Raw genomic sequence first — 18,012 nt, forward strand, 5'->3', positions numbered from 1 at the left:
TGCCAAGACCTCTCGCGCGCCCGCCATCGGCGCTGGGGGTCGCGTGCGCACCTTGCCCAAATTTGGAACGTGTTCTAGTTTTGTGACGTGCAGACCGATCTGGGCCTCAGCGGCGCCGTCGTGCTCGTCACCGGCGGTGTCCGCGGTGTGGGCCGGGGCATCAGTGACGTTTTCCTCGCCCACGGCGCCCACGTCGTCACCTGCGCCCGGCGCGAGACTGCCACCACCGCGGAGTTCGTCCAGTGCGACGTCCGGGACGAAGACCAGGTCGCGGTCCTGATCGACGGCATCGTGAAAAAGCACGGCCGTCTCGACGTCGTCGTCAACAACGCCGGCGGCGCTCCCTATGCGCCGGCGGCTGACGCCTCGCCGCGGCTGCACGACAAGATCGTCCAGCTGAACCTCCTGGCCCCGCTGCTGGTTTCGCAACGGGCCAACGCCGTCATGCAGCGTCAGGACGGCGGCGGCGCCATCGTGATGATCTCCAGCGTCAGCGGCACCCGCGCGTCGCCCGGGACCGCCGCTTACGGTGCCGCGAAGGCCGGCCTCGACAACCTCACCGCCAGCCTCGCCGTCGAGTGGGCGCCCAAGGTGCGGGTCAACGCGCTGGACGTCGGCATGGTGCGGACCGAGCAGGCACACCTGCACTACGGCAGCGAAGCCGCGGTCGAGGCGGTCGGCAAGACCGTGCCGCTCGGCCGGCTCGCCGAGCCCGAAGAGGTGGGCGCGTGCGCCGCGTTCCTCGCCTCCGGCCTGGCTTCCTACGTCTCCGGCGCGACTCTGCGCGTCCACGGCGGGGGTGAGGTCCCGGCGTTCCTCGCCGCGGCCGACGTCAACCAACGGGAGGATTCGTGAGCAGGTTGTGCCAGGACCGGGTGGTCGTGGTGACCGGCGCCGGCCGCGGCATCGGGCGGGCCCACGCGCTGGCCTTCGCCGCCGAGGGCGCGCCGGTCGTCGTCAACGACGTGGACGGCGACGCGACCGCCGGAGTCGTCGCCGAGATCGAAGCGCTGGGCGGGCAGGCGGTGGCGAACACGTCCGACGTCGCCGGCTGGGCCGGAGCCAAGGAACTGATCGGGACGGCGCTGGAGAGCTTCGGCCGGCTGGACGTCCTGGTGAACAACGCGGGGTTCGTCCGGGACCGGATGCTGGTCAACCTCGGCGAGGACGAGTGGGACGCCGTCGTCCGCGTGCACCTCAAAGGCCACTTCGCCCCGCTGAGGCACGCCGCCGAGCACTGGCGGGCCGAGGCTAAAGCCGGGCGCACGCCGAGCGCGCGCGTCATCAACACCAGTTCCGGCGCCGGGTTGCTGGGCAGTGTCGGCCAGGGCAACTATTCGGCGGCGAAGGCGGGGATCGCCGGACTGACCGTCGTGGCGGCGGCCGAGCTGGCGCGCTACGGGGTCACCGTGAACGCGATCGCGCCGGCCGCGCGGACCCGGATGACCGAGGCGGTCTTCGCGTCGATGGCGCATCCGGACACCGGCTTCGACGCGATGGCGCCGGAGAACGTCTCGCCACTGGTGGTCTGGCTGGGCAGCGAGGAGTCCTCGCAGGTGACCGGCCGGGTGTTCGAGGTCGAGGGCGGCAAGGTCTCCGTGGCGCAGGCGTGGCGGCACGGCCCGGCCGTCGACAAGGGCGGCCGCTGGGACCCGGCCGAACTCGGCCCGGTGGTGAAGGACCTGCTCGAGCGCGCGCCCGAGCCCGAACCCGTCTACGGAGCGAGCTGATGGGCATCCTCATCAAACGCGACGCGCACGTCGAAGTCGTCACCGTCGACTTCCCGCCGGTGAACGCGCTGCCCGTGCAGGGCTGGTTCGACCTGGCGGACGCGCTCAAGAAGGCCGGCGAGGACCCGGACGTCCACGTCGTCGTGCTCCGCGCGGAAGGCCGGGGCTTCAACGCCGGCGTCGACATCAAGGAGATCCAGCGCAGCGCCGGCTACGACGCGCTCGTCGGCGCGAACCGGGGCTGCTACGCCGCTTTCGGCGCGGTCTACGACTGCGCGGTGCCGGTCGTCGCCGCGGTGCACGGCTTCTGCCTCGGCGGCGGCATCGGCCTGGCCGGCAACGCCGACGTCGTCATCGCCTCCGACGACGCCACCTTCGGCGTCCCCGAGGTCGAACGCGGCGCCCTCGGCGCGGCGACCCACCTGGCCCGGCTGGTCCCGCAGCACCTCATGCGCACCCTCTACTTCACCGCGCGCACCATCACCGCCGCCGAGCTGCACACCCACGGCTCGGTCTACCAGGTCGTCCCGCGCGCGGAGCTGGACGACGCCGCGCTGGCCGTGGCCCGCCACATCGCGAAGAAGGACCCGCGGGTCATCCGGGCGGCGAAGGAAGCCCTGAACGGCATCGACACCCAGCAGGTGCACCGCAGCTACCGGTTCGAGCAGGGCTTCACCTTCGAGCTCAACCTGCTCGGCGCGTCCGACGAAGCCCGCGAGGAGTTCTTGAATGGCCGATAAGCGCACGACCGCCGACGACGTCGCGGCGGAAATCCGCGACGGCATGACCCTCGGCATCGGCGGCTGGGGCTCGCGGCGCAAGCCGATGGCGCTGGTCCGCGCGATCCTCCGCACGCCCGTGAAGGACCTGACCGTGGTCTCCTACGGCGGTCCGGACGTCGGCCTGCTGTGCGCGGCCGGCAAGGTGAAGCGCGTGGTGTTCGGGTTCGTCACGCTCGACTCGATCCCGTTCGACCCGTGGTTCGGCCGCGCCCGCGAGACCGGCGCGATCGCCGTCACCGAGTACGACGAGGGCATGTTCGGTGCCGCGCTTTCCGCTGCGGCGCAACGGCTTCCGTTCCTCCCGACGCGTGCCGGGCTCGGCTCCGAGGTGATGCGCGCCAACCCGGACCTGCGGACGGTGCGCTCGCCCTACGCCGACGGCGAGGAGCTCGTCGCGGTCCCGGCGCAGCACCTCGACGTCGCGCTCGTGCACCTCAACCGCGCCGATGCCCGCGGCAACGCCCAGTACCTCGGCCCCGACCCGTACTTCGACGACCTGTTCTGCCTGGCCGCTTCGAAGAGGTTCGTATCGGTCGAAAAGGTCGTCGAGACCCCGGACTTGCTGGCGGGCGGGCCGGTGCAGTCGCTGCTGCTCAACCGCGGTGCGGTCGACGGCGTCGTCGAGGCGCCGCGGGGCGCGCACTTCACCACGGCGGTGCCGGACTACGGCCGGGACGAACGGTTCCAGCGCCACTACGCCGCCTGCGCCAAGGATCCCGACGCGTGGCCAGGGTTCGTGGACCGGTTCCTCTCCGGCGACGAGCACACCTATCTGTCCGAAGTGGACAAGTTCGAGGCGGAGGCGGCATGAGTGCGACCCGGGCCGAAATCGCCGTAGTGGCGGTGGCCGAGCTGTTCCGCGGCGACGGCGAGATCGTCGTCAGCCCGATGGGCCTGGTCCCGCAGCTCGGCGCGAAGCTCGCGCGGCTGACGTTCGAACCCGACCTCCTGATGTCCGACGGCGAGGCGTACCTGGTCACCACCGACGGCGTCGTCGAGGGCTGGCAGCCGTTCCGCAAGATGCTCGACACGATCGTCCCGCACGGGCGGCGCCACGTCGTCATGGGCGCCAACCAGATCGACCGGTACGGCAACCAGAACATCTCCGCCATCGGCGACCACGCCCGGCCGAAGAAGCAGCTGCTGGGTGTGCGGGGTGCACCGGGCAACACCGTCAACCACCGCACCAGCTACTGGGTTCCCCGGCACTCTTCGCGGGTCTTCGTGGACGCAGTGGACGTCGTTTCCGGCGTGGGGTACGACAACGCGGCGAAGGCGGGCCCGTCGGCGGAGAAGTACCACGACGTCCACCGGGTCGTCACCAACCTCGGGGTGTTCGACTTCGGGGGTGCCGACCACGCGATGCGCGCGGTGTCGCTGCACCCCGGCGTCACCCGCGACGAGGTCACGGCGGCCACGACGTTCGAGATCGACTTCTCCGGCTTCGAGATCAGCCGAGAGCCGACCGGCGAAGAGCTGAAGCTCATCCGCGAGGTCGTCGACCCGAAAAGCCTGCGCGACAGGGAAGTCCCGGCGTGAAGACCGCGCTGACCGAGCTCGTCGGGGTCGAGCACCCGGTCGTGCAGACCGGCATGGGCTGGGTCGCCGGCCCGCGGCTCGTCTCGGCGACCGCCGAGGCGGGCGCGCTCGGGATCCTGGCCTCGGCCACGATGACCTTCGGCGAGCTGGAAGCCGCGATCGCCGAAGTGAAGAAGCGCACGGAGAAACCGTTCGGGGTGAACCTGCGCGCCGACGCGGCCGACGCCGGCGAGCGCGTCGACCTGCTGATCCGCGAGGGTGTCAGGGTGGCGTCGTTCGCGCTCGCGCCGCGCAAGGAGATGATCGCGAAACTGCGCGACCACGGGATCGTCGTGATCCCGTCGATCGGCGCCGCGCGGCACGCCGAGAAGGTCGCGGCCTGGGGCGCGGACGCCGTCATCGTCCAGGGCGGCGAAGGCGGCGGGCACACCGGGGGAGTGGCGACCACGCTGCTGCTGCCCTCGGTGCTGGACGCCGTCGACATCCCGGTGATCGCCGCCGGCGGCTTCTTCGACGGACGCGGTCTCGCCGCGGCCCTCGCGTACGGCGCGGCGGGCGTCGCGATGGGCACCCGGTTCCTGCTGAGCGAGGAGAGCACGGTCCCCGACGACGTCAAGCGCGTCTACCTCGAGCAGAGTCTCACCGGGACGGTCGTCACCCGGCGCGTCGACGGCCTGCCGCACCGCGTGCTGCGCACCGACCTCGTCGAGAAGCTCGAACGCACCGGGCGCCTGCGCGGTCTGGCGCAGGCCGCGCGCAACGCTCTCCGGTTCCGGAATATCACCGGGCTGTCCCCGGTTGCCATGGTCAAAGAAGGCCTTGCGATGAAGCACGGCAACGATCTGACCTGGAGTCAGCTGGTCATGGCGGCCAACACCCCGATGCTGTTGCGCGCGGGGCTGGTCGAGGGCCGGACGGACGCCGGAGTGCTAGCGTCGGGACAGGTGGTGGGCATGATCCACGACCTGCCCACGGTGGCCGAGATCGTCGAGGGCACAGTGGCCGAGGCAGGTGAGATCCTGCGGCGACTCGGCCGGCGAACGGGAGGATGAGTGAGCGTGGCGCTCAAGGTCGGTTACAAGGCGTCGGCGGAGCAGTTCGGACCGCGGGACCTGGTCGAGTACGCGGTGCGTGCCGAAGAGGTCGGCCTCGACTCGGTCTGGGTGTCGGATCACTTCCTGCCGTGGCGGCACGAGGGCGGCCACGCGCCGTGGGCGCTGGCGTGGATGCCGGCGGTCGCCGAGCGCACGAAGCGGGTGCAGATCGGCACGAGCGTGCTGACCCCGACGTTCCGGTACAACCCGGCCGTGATCGCGCAGGCGTTCGCGACGATGTCGCTGCTGTCCGGCGGCCGCGTGATCCTCGGCGTGGGGTCCGGCGAGGCGCTGAACGAGATCGCCGTCTCCGGGCGGGAGTGGCCGGAGTTCAAGGAGCGCTTCGCGCGGCTGCGCGAGTCGATCAAGCTGATCCGCGAGCTGTGGACCAGCGACAACGTGAACTTCGACGGCGAGTACTACAAGCTGGTCGACGCACGCATCTACGACCGGCCGGAGCAGCCGGTGCCGGTCTACATCGCCGCGGGCGGCCCGGTCGTGGCCAAGTACGCGGGCCGCGCGGGGGACGGGTTCATCTGCACCTCGGGCAAGGGCATGGACCTCTACACCGAGAAGCTGATGCCGGCGGTCAAGGAAGGCGCCGAGGCGGCCGAGAAGACCGTCGAGGACGTCGACCGGACGATCGAGATCAAGATGTCCTACGACCGCGACCCCGAGAAGGCGCTGGAGAACACCCGATTCTGGGCGCCGCTGTCGCTGTCGGCGGAGCAGAAGCACAGCGTCACCTCGGCCGACGAGATGGAGCGGCTGGCCGACGAGCTGCCGATCGAGCAGGTTGCCAAGCGCTGGATCGTGGCGTCGGACCCGGACGAGGCCGTGGCGCAGATCAAGCCGTACCTCGACGCGGGACTCAACCACCTGGTGTTCCACGGCCCGGGCCACGACCAGGAGCGCTTCCTGACGCAGTTCTCCGAGGACGTGCTCCCGAAGCTGCGCGCCCTCGGCTGAGCTACAGCCGTTCGATGATGGTGACGTTGGCGGTGCCGCCGCCTTCACACATCGTCTGCAGCCCGTAACGACCGCCGCGGCGCTCCAGTTCGTGCAGCAACGTGGCGAGCAGCTTCGTCCCGGTCGCCCCGATCGGGTGACCGAGGGCGATGCCGCCGCCGTTGACGTTGACCCGCTCCGGGTCCGCGCCCGTTTCGTCCAGCCACGCCAGCACCACGCTGGCGAACGCCTCGTTGACCTCGAACACGTCGATGTCGTCGATCGCGAGCCCGGTTTTCCGGAGCGCGTAGGACGTCGCCGGGATCGGGCCGGTCAGCATCCACACCGGGTCGGCCGCGCGCACCGACAGGTGGTGGATGCGGGCCCGGGGCGTCAGGCCGTGCTCCTTCACGAACGCTTCGGAAGCGACCAGAGCCGCGCTCGCCCCGTCGGAGATCTGGCTCGCCACCGCCGCCGTCAGCCGTGAGTCCGGGGACAACGGCTTCAACCCGCGCATCCGCTCCAGCGACGTGTCCCGGCGCGGGCCTTCGTCCTGCCGGAAGTCGTCGACCGGCGCGATTTCGGCTTCGAAGCGACCGGAATCGATGGCGCCGAGGGCCCGCTGGTGGCTGCGGAAGGCGTACTCCTCCATGGCGGACCGGCTGATGTCCCAGTGCGAAGCGATCATGTCCGCGCTGCGGAACTGCGACAACTCGGCACTGCCGTAGCGCTCCTGCCAGCCCTTCGAGCCGGAGAACGGGTCGTCGAAGCCGTACTCGCGCCCGGCCAGCATCGCCGCGCTGATCGGGATGCGGCTCATGTTCTGCACGCCGCCGGCGAGCACGAGGTCCTGCGTCCCCGACATGACGGCCTGCGCGGCGAAGTGCACGGCCTGCTGGCTCGACCCGCACTGCCGGTCGATCGTCACGCCGGGCACGTGGTCCGGGAACCCGGCCGCGAGCCACGCCGTGCGCGCGATGTTGCCCGACTGCGGGCCCAGGGTGTCCGTGCAGCCGAGGATGACGTCGTCGACGAGGTCCGGGTCGACGCCCGCGCGCTCGACGACCGCCTTGATGATGTGCGCGCCGAGGTCGGCGGAGTGCCACCCGGACAGCGCGCCGCCGCGCCGGCCCACGGGCGTGCGGACCGCGTCGAGGAGGAAGGCTTCGGGCACGGGAGCTCCTAGGGGTGCTGGCTGCTGACGGAGACGACTTCGCCGGTGAGGTAGCTCGCGTAGTCGCTGGCGAGGAAGACCATGACGTTGGCGACCTCCCACGGCTCGGCCGCACGACCGAAGGCCTCACGCTTGGTGAGGTCTTCCAGCAGCTCGTCGCTGGTCACCTTGGCGAGGAACGGATGCATGGCCAAGCTCGGCGCGACGGCGTTGATCCGGACGCCGTGCTCGGCGGCGTCGAGGGCCGAGCAGCGGGTCAGGGCCATCACGCCGGCTTTCGCGGCGGCGTAGTGCGCCTGCCCGGCCTGGGCGCGCCAGCCGATCACCGACGCGTTGTTGACGATCGCCCCGCCGCCACCCTGGGCGACGAACCGCCGCAACGCCGCGCGCGTGCACCGGAACGTCCCGGTGAGCGTGATGTCGAGAACGCGGGACCACTCGTCGTCGGCCATGTCCAGCACGGACTTCGTCCCGCCGAGCCCGGCGTTGTTGATCAGGACGTCGAGCCGGCCGAAGTGGCCGGCCGCGCCGTCGATGAGCGCCTGGACCTGGTCCTCGGCGGTGACGTCGCACGGAATCGCGTGCACCTTGCCGAGCGAAGCCAGCTCGGCCGCCTTCTCCCCGAGCCGCCGTTCGTGCCAGTCGCTGATGACGACGCTCGCGCCCTCTTCGAGACACCGGCGCGCCGCGGCCGAGCCGATGCCGGTGCCGGCGGCCGCGGTGACCACGACGACCTTGCCTGCCAGCAGCTCGTGGCCGGGCACGTTTTTCAGAGACACTGTCTGAGGGATCACGGTCGCGCCTCCCTGGGCAGGCCGAGCACGCGCTCGGCGATGATGTTCCGCTCGATCTCGTCCGAACCGCCGTAGATCGTGTCCGCGCGGGTGAACAGGTAGAGCCGCTGCGCGTCGTCCAGCTCCTCGCCCTCGGCGACCAGGGACCGCGCGCCGCGGGCGCGCATCGCCAGCTCGCCGAGCCCGCGGTGCCACTGCGCCCACAGCAGCTTCCCGACGGCGACCTCCGGCCCGGCCGCCCGCCCGAGGGTTCGCAGCGCGTGCGCGCGCAGGACTCGCAGGCCGATCCGGGCGCGCGCGAGGTCGGTGCGCAGCAGCGGGTCGTCGTAGGTGCCGGTCCGCTTCGCCTCGGCGACGATGTCGTCGAGCTCGCGGAGGAAGCCGATCTGCTGGCCGAGCGTGGAGACGCCGCGTTCGAACCCGAGGGTGGCCATGGCGATCTTCCAGCCGTCGCCGGGCTCGCCGACGACGAGTTCGGCCGCGGTGCGGGCGTCGTCGAAGAAGACTTCGTTGAACTCCGACGTGCCGGTCAGCTGCCGGATCGGCCGCACGGTGACGCCGTCCTGGTTCAGGGGCACCAGGAGGTACGACAGGCCGTGGTGGCGCTGCGACCCCGGCTCGGTGCGCGCCACGACGAAGCACCAGTCGGCCACGTGCGCCAGGGACGTCCAGATCTTCTGGCCGTTGACCACCCACTCGCCGTCGCGCCGGACCGCCGACGTCGAGACGGCGGCCAGGTCGGAACCGGCGCCGGGCTCGGAATAGCCCTGGCACCACAGCTCTTCGACGGCGATGATCTTCGGCAGGAACCGTTTCTGCTGCTCGGGCGTGCCGAAGGCGATGAGCGTCGGGCCGAGCAGCTGCTCACCGATGTGGTTGACGCGCGCGGGGGCGCCCGAAGCCGCGTACTCCTCGTGGAAGGCGACCTGCTCGTCGAGGGAGAGCCCGCGGCCACCGAATTCGCGAGGCCAGCCGACGCACGTCCAGCCCGCCGCGGCGAGGTGGTGTTCCCAGGCCAGGCGCAGGTCGAACGCCTCGTGCTCGCGTCCCGGCCCGCCGAGCCCGCGCAGCTGAGCGAACTCGCCGGTGAGGTTGTCCGCGAGCCAGCCCGCGACTTCGCGGCGGAATCGCGTCGGTTCCACGCTCGCCTCCTTGCTGCCGGGCCGGTCCGGGACCTAGGGTAATGAGAACACGTTCTAGTTTGCCGGTCCAGAGGAGGGTGTGGTGGGTCAGACCACGATCCCGGCCGTCGTCCGCGCCGCTGCCGCGAAGTTCGGCTCGGCGGAGGCGCTGGTCGACGGCGCCCTGCGCCTCGGTTTCGACGACCTTCTGGAACGTGTTCAGTCGGTCGCGCGGGCCTTCCTCGCCCGCGGTGTCCGGCCCGGCGACCGCGTCGCGATCACCCTGCCCAACACCCACCACTGGGTACTGGCGGCGCTCGGCGCGCTCTACGCGGGCGCGTCGCTGGTGCCGGTCAACACCCGGTTCACCGCGGCCGAGACCGTGGACCTGCTGGTCCGCAGCCGGGCGAAGGCCCTGGTCGTGGCGGCCGACTTCCTCGGCACCGACCGCCACGCCGCGATCGTGGCGACCGGCGCGGACCTGCCCGACCTCGGCACCGTCGTCCGGGTCGCCCTCGAACAGCCGCCCCGGCCGGTCGGGGACGCGCTCGGCTGGGACGAGTTCCTCGCGCTGGCGGACGGCGTACCGGCGGCCGAAGCCGAGGCACGAGCGGACGCGGTCCAGCCGGACGACGTGAGCGACATCCTGTTCACCTCGGGCACGACCGGCCGCTCCAAAGGAGTCCTGTCGGCCCACCGCCAGGTCGTCGGCGTCGCCGCGGCCTGGGCGGAGTGCGGCCGGGTCACCGCCGACGACCGGTACCTGGTGATCAACCCGTTCTTCCACAGCTTCGGCTACAAGGCCGGGATCGTCGTCGGGCTGCTGACCGGCGCGACGATCGTTCCGCAGGCCGTGTTCGACGGGAAAGCCGCGCTGGAGGTGATCGAGCGGGAACGGATTTCGGTGCTGCCCGGCGCGCCGACGATCTTCCAGTCCCTGCTGCACGAGCCGGAGCGCGGGAACCTGTCGTCGCTGCGGCTCGCGGTCACCGGCGCCGCCGACGTGCCGGCGTCGCTCGTCCGGCGCATGCGTTGCGAGCTGGGCTTCGACATCGTCCTCACCGCCTACGGCCTCACCGAAGCGGTGGTGGTGACGATGTGCCGCCCGGGCGACGACGCGGAGCTCGTCGCGAAGACGTCCGGCCGCGCGACGGCCGGGTTCGAGGTGGCGATCCACGGTTCGCCGGGCGAAGTGGTCCTGCGCGGGCCGAACGTGATGCTCGGCTACCTCGACGACCCGGAAGCCACCGCCAAGGCCATCGACGAGGACGGCTGGCTGCACACCGGCGACGTCGGCGAACTCGACGCCGACGGCAACCTCACGCTCACCGGCCGGCTCAAGGACATGTACATCTGCGGCGGCTTCAACGTCTACCCGGCCGAGGTCGAGCACGCGCTCACCGAACTGGCCGGCGTCCGCGACGTCGCGGTGATCGGCGTCCCGGACGAGCGGCTCGGCGAGGTCGGCAAGGCCTTCGTCGTCGGCACCGGCGTCACCGAAACCGACGTGCTCGCGTTCTGCCGCGGACGGCTCGCCAACTACAAGACCCCGCGGTCCGTCGCGTTCCTGGACGCGCTGCCCCGCAACGCTTCCGGCAAGGTGCTGAAGCGGCTGCTCAGTGAGGAGACGAAATGAGCGAAGACGTCGTCCGCTACGAGCGCCGCGGGCCGGTCGCCGTGGTCACCATGAACCGGCCCGACTACCGCAACGCCCAGAACTCGGCGATGACCTACGCCCTCGACGACGCCTTCGCCCGCGCGGTGAACGATGCCGAAGTGAAAGTGATCGTGCTGGCCGGCGAAGGAAAGCACTTCTCCGCCGGCCACGACATCGGCAGCCCGGGCCGGGACGCCGACCAGTCGTTCGACCGGCGCGCGGTCCTGTGGTGGGACCACACCGACCGCGTGGGCGGCGACCAGCGGTTCGCCCGCGAGTCCGAGGTCTACCTGGGCATGTGCCGGCGCTGGCGGGAGATCCCGAAGCCGATGATCGCGAGCATTCAGGGCGCCTGCATCGCCGGCGGGCTGATGCTCGCCTGGGTCTGCGACCTGATCGTGGCGGCCGACGACGCGTTCTTCGCCGACCCGGTGGTGCGCATGGGCATTCCCGGTGTCGAGTACTTCGCGCACCCGTGGGTGCTCGGGCCGCGGGCGGCGAAGGAGGTCCTGTTCACCGGCGAGCGCTTCACGGTCCAGCAGGCCAAGGAGTGGGGGATGGTCACCCGGATCGTCCCGCGCGCGGAGCTTGAACAGCACACCTTCGAACTCGCGGAGAAGATCGGCGCGATGCCGCCGTTCGGTCTCGCGCTGGCGAAGAAGGCCGTCAACCAGGCCGAAGACCTGATGGGACTGCGGTCCGGAATGGACTCGGTGTTCGGGCTCCATCACCTGGCGCACGCCCACAACGCGGAGACGTCGGAAGACGCGCTCGGCGGGCAGTCCGCGCGGTCCATGCGCGACGCGAACAAGGGGGCTTGATGGACCTCGACATCGACGAGGCGTCCGCGGCCTTCCGTGAGGAAGCACGGGAATGGCTCGAGACGCACGTTCGCGGGTTGCCGTCGATGGACACCGCCGAAGGCTTCGCGGCGCACCGCGAGTGGGAGGCCGAACTCGCCGAGGCGCGGTGGTCGGTCGTCTCGTGGCCGCGCGAGTACCACGGCCGGGACGCGTCGATGCTGCAGTGGCTGCTGTTCGAGGAGGAGTACTACGCGTCGGGCGCGCCGGGGCGGGTGAGCCAGAACGGCATCTTCATGCTGGGCCCGACATTGTTCGCCCACGGCACGCAGGAGCAGCGAGACCGCATCCTGCCGCCAATGGCCCGCGGCGAGCAGGTCTGGGCGCAGGCGTGGTCGGAACCGGAAGCGGGCAGCGACATCGCGGCGTTGCGCAGCACGGCGGTGCGGACCGAGGGCGGCTGGCGGCTCTCGGGGCAGAAGACCTGGAGTTCGCGGGCGGCCTTCGCCGATCGCGCGTTCGGCCTGTTCCGCACGGATCCCGACGCGCAGCGCCATCACGGCCTGACCTACTTCATGGCCGACCTGCGCGCCGAGGGCGTCACGGTCCGGCCGATCCCGCAGCTCGACGGCGAGCCCGGGTTCGCCGAGATCTTCTTCGACGACGTGTTCGTGCCCGACGAGGACGTGATCGGGGAGGTGGGGCAGGGGTGGCGGGTCGCGATGACGACCGCCAACAACGAACGCGGGCTGTCGCTGCGCAGCCCCGGCCGGTTCCTCGCCGCCGCGGACCGGCTCGTGGAGCTGTGGCGTTCGCGGAGCTCCCCACCGTCCACTCAGGACCGCGTCGCCGACGCCTGGATCGGGGCCCGCGCCTATCAGCTCTACACGTTCGGCACGGTGAGCCGTCTCGCCGACGGCGGCGAGCTGGGCCCGGAGTCCAGCGTGAACAAGCTGTTCTGGTCGCACCTGGACGTCGAGCTGCACGAGACGGCCCTGGACGTGCTCGGCCCGGCCGCCGAGACCGACCGGGACTGGGTGGACGGCTACCTCTTCTCCCTCGCCGGGCCCATTTACGGCGGCACGGACCAGATCCAGCGCAATACGATCGCCGAGCGGCTGCTGAAACTGCCGAGGGAGGCGCGCCGATGAAGTTCCAGCTGTCGCCGGAGCAGCGTCAGTTCTCCGCGTCTCTGCACGACCTGCTGGGCGGCGCGGACACCGCCGCGGTGGCGCGGGCCTGGGCCGCCGGGTCGCCCGAGCGCGGGTTGAAACTGCTGCGCGCGCTCGGCGATCTCGGTGTCCCCGCGTTGCTGGTCGACGAGGACCACGGCGGGCTCGGCGGTTCCGCGGTCGACCTGGTGGTCGCCTTCGAAGCGCTCGGCTACCACGCCGTGCCCGGCCCGCTGGTCGAAACGGCCGCCGTCGCCCCCGCGGTGCTGACCGGCGACCGGCTCACCGCGCTCGCCGGAGGCGACCTCCTGGCCACGGTCGTCGCGCCACCGGAGGTGCCGCTCGCCCTGGACGCCGACGTCGCCGGGGTGGTCCTGGACCTCAACGAAGGCGAGGTCGCGGGCGTCGGGATCGAGCTCGTCCCGTCGATCGACCCGGCGCGGCGGCTGTTCCGGATCACCGGGACCACCCGGACCACCGCCGCCGATCCGGTCGCCTTCGACCGGGGCGTCCTGGCCGTGTCCGCCCAGCTGCTCGGCGCGGGCCAGTGGCTCCTCGACGCCTCCGTCGCCTACGCGAAACAGCGCAGCCAGTACGGCCGGGCCATCGGCGAGTACCAGGCGGTCAAGCACCTGCTCGCCGACGTCGTGACGCAGCTCGAACTCGCCCGGCCGCTGCTGTACGGCGCGGCCGTCGCCGGGGAGACGTTCGCCCGGGACGTCTCGGCGGCGAAGGTCATGGCGGCCGACGCCGCTTACCTCGCCGCGCGCACGGCCCTCCAGGTGCACGGCGCCATCGGCTACACCGCCGAACACGACCTCGGCCTCCGGCTGACGAAGGTGCGGGCCCTGGCCGGGGCCTGGGGTACCGGCTCGTTCCACCGCGCACGCGTGCTGGCGGCGCTGCGATGACGGATCCTTTCGAGTCGGAAGAGTGCGTCGCCCTGCGGGACGCGGTGCGGTCGCTGCTGGCCCGCCGGTCGGGACCGGCGGCGGTGCGGGCCGCGATGGAGTCGCCGCTCGGGTACGACGACAAGCTCTGGTCGACGCTGTGCGAGCAGATCGGCGTCGCCGCCCTCGCGATCCCCGAGCGCTACGGCGGCGCGGGCGCCGGCCTCGCCGAGGCGTGCGTGATCCTGGAAGAGCTCGGCCGCACGCTGACGCCGGCGCCGATGCTCGGCTCCGTCGTGGTGTGCGGCGAAGCGTTGCTGCGCACCGGAAACGACGAAGCCTGCGAACGGCTGCTGCCGGGGATCGCCGCGGGCACGACCCTCGCCGCGCTGGCCTGGTCCGGCGAAGACTGGTCGCCGGGCTTGACCGCGTCGGAAGCCGGTCTCGACGGCCGCGCCCACTACGTCCTCGACGGCGACCTCGCCGACGTCCTCTTGGCCGTGGCCCGGACGCCCGAGGGCATGGGACTGTTCGAAGTCCCGATCGACGGCGTGCGCCGGGAGCGCGTCACCACGCTCGACCCGACCCGTCGGCTGGCGGTGGCGGAGTTCGCGTCGACCCGGGCCCGGCGCCTCGACACCGACGGCTTCGACCTGCGGAGACTGCTGGACACGGCGGTCGTCGCCGTTGCCGCGGAACAGGTCGGCGCGGCCGCCCGCGCGCTGGAACTGACGGTGGAGTACACGAAGCAACGCCGTCAGTTCGGCCGGCCGATCGGGTCGTTCCAGGCGCTGAAGCACCGGATGGCCGACGTGCACGTCCACGTCGAAGCGGCCCGCTCGGCGCTGTACGCGGCCGTGGTGGACGGCGACGCCGAAGCCGTGACGACCGCGAAAGTCGTGTGCGGCGAGGCGTTTTCGCACGCGGCGGCGGAGATGATCCAGCTGCACGGCGGCATCGCGATCACCTGGGAGCACGACGCCCACCTGTACTTCAAGCGCGCCCACGGGACTGCCTCGCTGTTCGGCGATCCCGGGCGTGCGCTGACCTAAGCCGTTTCGCCAGGCCGCTTTCAGGGCCGGGCGAGGATTCCCGCGGTGGCCAGCGTGACTCGTTTGCGCGCGGCCGCCTCGTCGTCGCCGAACCGGTCGACGGCCCACGACAGCGCGAGCACCAGCTCGTACACCTCGGTCGCGGTGACCGGGCCGGCCAGCTCGCCGGCGGCTTTCGCCGAGTCGAGGAGCCGTTCGGTCCGTTCGAGCAGCGGATCGTAGGCGGGTTTCATCGGCGACTCGGCGTCCTGCAAGGCGGTGGCCAGGCAGTAGGGCAGGTCGTGCCAGATGCGCAACCGCCAGGTCAGCAGCACCAGCCACGCGGCGAGCGCCTCGCGTGAGGAGAGGGTGCGGGACAGCTCGTCGGCCTCGGCGAGCGCCTCGGTGATGCTGGTCGCGACCACGGCGGCGAGCAGGTCGTCGCGGGTCGGGAAGTGGCGGTAGAGGGTGGCGTTGCCGACCCCCGCACGCAGGGCGATGCCGTCGAGCGAGGTCAGCGCGCCCTCGGCCTCGAAGATCTCGCGGGCCGCGTCGACGATCGCGTCGCGGTTGCGCTGAGCGTCGGCGCGCAGCTTCCGGACAGTGGCCATCGACACTCCTCCTGGCTAAGTGGGGAGCATCCCCGCATACTGAATCCGGGGATGCTCCCCACTTGACAAGGAGTCTAGATGAGTCACTCACTCGACGGCCGTACGGTGCTCGTGACCGGCGCCAACGGCGGTCTCGGCGAACAGTTCGTGCGGCAGGCGCTGGAGCGGGGCGCGGCGAAGGTCTACGCCACCGCTCGCGCCCCGAAGCACCGGGACGACGCCCGCGTGCAGTCGCTCGCCCTCGACCTCACCGACCCGGAAAGCGTCGCGCGGGCCGCCGCGGCCGCGACGGACGTCGACCTGCTGGTCAACAACGCGGCCGTCGCGCCCGCCGGCGACTCCATCTCCGGGCCGGAGGACGAGCTGCGCCGGATCTTCGAGACCAACTTCTTCGGCACCCTCCGCGTCGCCAACGCCTTCACCCCGGTGCTGGCGGCCAACGGCGGCGGCACGCTGCTGAACGTGCTGTCGGCGGCGGCCTGGATCTCCGTGCCGACCGGCTACGCGGCGTCGAAGGCGGCGATGTGGTCGGCCACCAACGCGCTGCGCGCCCAGCTCGGCCCGCGCGGCACGCAGGTCGTCGGCCTGCTCGTCGGCATGGTCGACACTCCGATGTCGGCCCGCTGGGACGTGCCGAAGGTGAGCGCCGAAAGCGTCGTGGCCCAGGCCTACGACGCTGTCGCCGACGGTTCGATCGAGGTGCTGGCCGACGAGGTCACCCGGGACCTGAAGTCCCGGCTCGGCACCAAGGCCGAGGAGCTGTACCCCTGGCTGGACGAACAGCTCGCCGCCTTCGTGCCCTGACCCGCGGCCGCGCGGCCGGCCCCGTCGCCGTCAGGACAGGTGGTGCACCTCCTGCAGTCCGTAGACCGGTGTCGGGATGCCTTCGGCCCGGGCTTTGAGCTGCAGGGCCAGGTAGAGCGAGTAGTGCCGGGACTGGTGCAGGTTCCCGCCGTGGAACCACAGGCCTTCCTGCCGGGTGGGCTTCCACATGTTCCGCTGCTCGCCCTCCCACGGGCCCGGGTCCTTCGTCGTGTCGGACCCGAGGCCCCACACCTTGCCGACCTTGTCCGCGACCTCCTGGCTGATCAGGTCCGCCGCCCAGCCGTTCATCGAGCCGTAGCCGGTCGCGTAGACGACGAGGTCGGCCTCCAGTTCGGTGCCGTCTTGGAGCTTCACCGAGTTCTCCGTCAGCTCGACGACCTGGCCGTGCGCCAGCTTGACGTCGCCGTCGGCCACGAGGTCCGCGGCGCCGACGTCGATGTAGTAGCCCGATCCGCGCCGCAGGTACTTCATGAACAGGCCGGAGTCGTCGTCGCCCCAGTCGTGCCGGAAGCCCGCGGCGTCGAGGCGGTCGTAGAACTCCTGGTCGCGTTCCTTGATCGCCGCGTACACCGGCTGCTGGAACGTGTGCATGATCCGGTAGGGGAGCGAGGCGAAGGTCAGGTCCGCCTTCTGCGTCGTCATCCCGGCGGCGAGCGCGCGTTCCGAGTAGAGGTCGCCCAGCCCGAGGTCCATCAGCGAGTCCGACTTCACGATGTGCGTCGAGCTGCGCTGGATCATCGTCACGTCGGCGCCGGCTTCCCAGAGTGCGCCGCAGATGTCGAACGCGGAGTTGTTGGACCCGATGATCACGGCCTTCTTGCCGCGGTAGGCGTCCGGCCCGGGGTGCTGTGAGCTGTGGTGCTGCTCGCCGCGGAAGCGGTCCTGGCCGGGCAGCACCGGCACGTTCGGCTTGCCCGACATGCCGGTCGCGAGCACGAGCTGCTTCGGCTTGAGGACGACTTCTTCGCCGTCGCGGTCGAGGACGACCGTCCATTCCTGGGTCTCTTCGTCGTAGGAGGCGCTCTTGCAGGTCGTCGACGACCAGTAGTTCACCTCCATGACCTTCGTGTACATCTCGAGCCAGTCGGCGATCTTGTCCTTGGGCGCGAAGACCGGCCAGGTGCGCGGGAAGTCGAGGTAGGGCAGGTGGTCGTACCAGACGGGGTCGTGCAGGCACAGCGACTTGTAGCGGCCGCGCCACTGGTCGCCGGGGCGGGCGTGGCGGTCCACGACGACGTGCGGGACGCCGAGCTGACGCAGCCGGGCGCCCAGCGCGATGCCGCCCTGTCCGCCGCCGATGACGACGACGTACGGCTGGCGCGTCGTGCCCAGTTCGGCCGCCTCCGCTTCCCGTGCCTCCGACCACGTCACGCGCTCGCGGTTGACTCCGTGCTCGGCGCCCTTGGGCCGGGCTGTGCCGAGCGGCTCCTCGTGGCCCTTGAGCTCGTAGAGCGTCGTGAGGAAGGTGAACGCGCCTTCGTCGGTGAGCCGCAGGTGCCCGCGGCCGCGGCCGACGGCGGTTTCGAACCCGATCCACGCGTCGACGACACCGTCGGCCTCGGTCGGTTCTTCGGTGGCGTGGAAGCCGCGGGCGTCGGTGGTGTCCATGGTCGCCAGGAGGAGATCCTTGACGCCGTCCCGGTTCTCGACCGTCTTGAGGTTCCAGGTGAACGCGATCAGGTCGCGCCAGAACGACGTCGTGGCGAAGAGGGCGGCGGCCCGGTCGGCGTCCCGGGCCGCGAGCGCGGCCTCGAAGTCGGCGAGCCAGTTTTCGACGCGCCGGCGGGCATCGACGGCCGCGGCCGGTTCGAGGGTCTGGGTCATGAGCGGACCTCCCCTGTCGG

Annotated in this window: 18 protein-coding genes; 13 read left to right on the forward strand and 5 right to left on the reverse strand. The window is 71.4% G+C overall.

The genetic code is table 11. From position 1 onward, the window contains the following. Window positions 1-87: 87 nt before the first annotated feature. From ACZ4TR_RS29685 to fgd, 7 genes are read left to right on the forward strand one after another with little or no spacing between them, the layout of a single operon-like run. Window positions 88-855, forward strand: coding sequence for an SDR family oxidoreductase (locus ACZ4TR_RS29685; protein WP_465290402.1), 768 nt, complete (start codon window positions 88-90; stop codon window positions 853-855). After that, window positions 852-1,730, forward strand: a complete 879-nt coding sequence (locus tag ACZ4TR_RS29690) for an SDR family oxidoreductase (protein ID WP_465290404.1) — start codon at window positions 852-854, stop codon at window positions 1,728-1,730. The genes ACZ4TR_RS29685 and ACZ4TR_RS29690 overlap by 4 nt, the downstream gene beginning before the upstream one ends. After that, entirely contained in the window at window positions 1,730-2,470 is a 741-nt protein-coding gene (locus ACZ4TR_RS29695; RefSeq protein WP_465290406.1) for an enoyl-CoA hydratase family protein, read from the forward strand. Before ACZ4TR_RS29690 ends, ACZ4TR_RS29695 begins: the two co-directional genes overlap by 1 nt. Further along, window positions 2,460-3,323 (forward strand): CoA transferase subunit A, encoded by an 864-nt coding sequence (locus tag ACZ4TR_RS29700; protein WP_465290408.1) that lies wholly within the window; start codon window positions 2,460-2,462, stop codon window positions 3,321-3,323. Before ACZ4TR_RS29695 ends, ACZ4TR_RS29700 begins: the two co-directional genes overlap by 11 nt. Next, the gene (locus tag ACZ4TR_RS29705) at window positions 3,320-4,051 is read left to right on the forward strand and encodes a CoA-transferase subunit beta (RefSeq protein WP_465290409.1); all 732 of its coding nucleotides are present in this window, start codon (window positions 3,320-3,322) and stop codon (window positions 4,049-4,051) included. Before ACZ4TR_RS29700 ends, ACZ4TR_RS29705 begins: the two co-directional genes overlap by 4 nt. Next, the gene (locus ACZ4TR_RS29710; RefSeq protein WP_465290411.1) at window positions 4,048-5,103 is read left to right on the forward strand and encodes an NAD(P)H-dependent flavin oxidoreductase; all 1,056 of its coding nucleotides are present in this window, start codon (window positions 4,048-4,050) and stop codon (window positions 5,101-5,103) included. Before ACZ4TR_RS29705 ends, ACZ4TR_RS29710 begins: the two co-directional genes overlap by 4 nt. A 6-nt stretch (window positions 5,104-5,109) precedes the next feature. Continuing rightward, window positions 5,110-6,114 carry a glucose-6-phosphate dehydrogenase (coenzyme-F420) gene (gene fgd, locus ACZ4TR_RS29715; RefSeq protein ID WP_465290717.1) on the forward strand — a complete coding sequence of 335 codons (1,005 nt, stop codon included), beginning with the start codon at window positions 5,110-5,112 and terminating at the stop codon, window positions 6,112-6,114. A 1-nt stretch (window position 6,115) separates the two neighbouring features. Here the strand turns inward: fgd and ACZ4TR_RS29720 are convergent, their stop codons facing one another. From ACZ4TR_RS29720 to ACZ4TR_RS29730, 3 genes are read right to left on the reverse strand one after another with little or no spacing between them, the layout of a single operon-like run. Continuing rightward, on the reverse strand, window positions 6,116-7,267 hold the full coding sequence (locus tag ACZ4TR_RS29720) for an acetyl-CoA C-acetyltransferase (RefSeq protein ID WP_465290413.1): 1,152 nt from the start codon (window positions 7,265-7,267) through the stop codon (window positions 6,116-6,118). A gap of 8 nt (window positions 7,268-7,275) precedes the next feature. Next, window positions 7,276-8,046, reverse strand: coding sequence for an SDR family oxidoreductase (locus ACZ4TR_RS29725; RefSeq protein WP_465290415.1), 771 nt, complete (start codon window positions 8,044-8,046; stop codon window positions 7,276-7,278). Between the two features lie 11 nt (window positions 8,047-8,057). Further along, entirely contained in the window at window positions 8,058-9,203 is a 1,146-nt protein-coding gene (locus ACZ4TR_RS29730) for an acyl-CoA dehydrogenase family protein (protein WP_465290417.1), read from the reverse strand. Between the two features lie 82 nt (window positions 9,204-9,285). Here ACZ4TR_RS29730 and ACZ4TR_RS29735 point away from each other — a divergent pair, with 82 nt between their 5' ends. From ACZ4TR_RS29735 to ACZ4TR_RS29755, 5 genes are read left to right on the forward strand one after another with little or no spacing between them, the layout of a single operon-like run. Beyond that, window positions 9,286-10,818, forward strand: coding sequence for a FadD3 family acyl-CoA ligase (locus ACZ4TR_RS29735; RefSeq protein WP_465290419.1), 1,533 nt, complete (start codon window positions 9,286-9,288; stop codon window positions 10,816-10,818). Next, window positions 10,815-11,660, forward strand: coding sequence for an enoyl-CoA hydratase (locus ACZ4TR_RS29740; protein ID WP_465290420.1), 846 nt, complete (start codon window positions 10,815-10,817; stop codon window positions 11,658-11,660). The genes ACZ4TR_RS29735 and ACZ4TR_RS29740 overlap by 4 nt, the downstream gene beginning before the upstream one ends. Further along, window positions 11,660-12,790, forward strand: coding sequence for an acyl-CoA dehydrogenase family protein (locus ACZ4TR_RS29745; RefSeq protein ID WP_465290421.1), 1,131 nt, complete (start codon window positions 11,660-11,662; stop codon window positions 12,788-12,790). Before ACZ4TR_RS29740 ends, ACZ4TR_RS29745 begins: the two co-directional genes overlap by 1 nt. After that, window positions 12,787-13,722: an acyl-CoA dehydrogenase family protein gene (locus ACZ4TR_RS29750; protein ID WP_465290422.1), complete on the forward strand. Its 936-nt coding sequence runs from the start codon at window positions 12,787-12,789 to the stop codon at window positions 13,720-13,722. Before ACZ4TR_RS29745 ends, ACZ4TR_RS29750 begins: the two co-directional genes overlap by 4 nt. Further along, on the forward strand, window positions 13,719-14,753 hold the full coding sequence (locus ACZ4TR_RS29755) for an acyl-CoA dehydrogenase family protein (RefSeq protein WP_465290424.1): 1,035 nt from the start codon (window positions 13,719-13,721) through the stop codon (window positions 14,751-14,753). Before ACZ4TR_RS29750 ends, ACZ4TR_RS29755 begins: the two co-directional genes overlap by 4 nt. Window positions 14,754-14,773: 20 nt before the next feature. Here ACZ4TR_RS29755 and ACZ4TR_RS29760 read toward each other — a convergent pair whose 3' ends face one another. Then, window positions 14,774-15,343, reverse strand: coding sequence for a TetR/AcrR family transcriptional regulator (locus ACZ4TR_RS29760; RefSeq protein ID WP_465290425.1), 570 nt, complete (start codon window positions 15,341-15,343; stop codon window positions 14,774-14,776). Window positions 15,344-15,421: 78 nt separating this feature from the next. Between ACZ4TR_RS29760 and ACZ4TR_RS29765 the strand changes: the two genes are divergently transcribed. Further along, a complete protein-coding gene (locus tag ACZ4TR_RS29765) occupies window positions 15,422-16,147 on the forward strand; it encodes an SDR family oxidoreductase (RefSeq protein WP_465290427.1) in 726 nt (241 codons plus the stop codon). Between the two features lie 30 nt (window positions 16,148-16,177). Here ACZ4TR_RS29765 and ACZ4TR_RS29770 read toward each other — a convergent pair whose 3' ends face one another. Next, on the reverse strand, window positions 16,178-17,992 hold the full coding sequence (locus ACZ4TR_RS29770; protein WP_465290430.1) for a flavin-containing monooxygenase: 1,815 nt from the start codon (window positions 17,990-17,992) through the stop codon (window positions 16,178-16,180). Window positions 17,993-18,012: the final 20 nt, after the last annotated feature.

Source organism: Amycolatopsis sp. NPDC028719 (assembly GCF_055565395.1).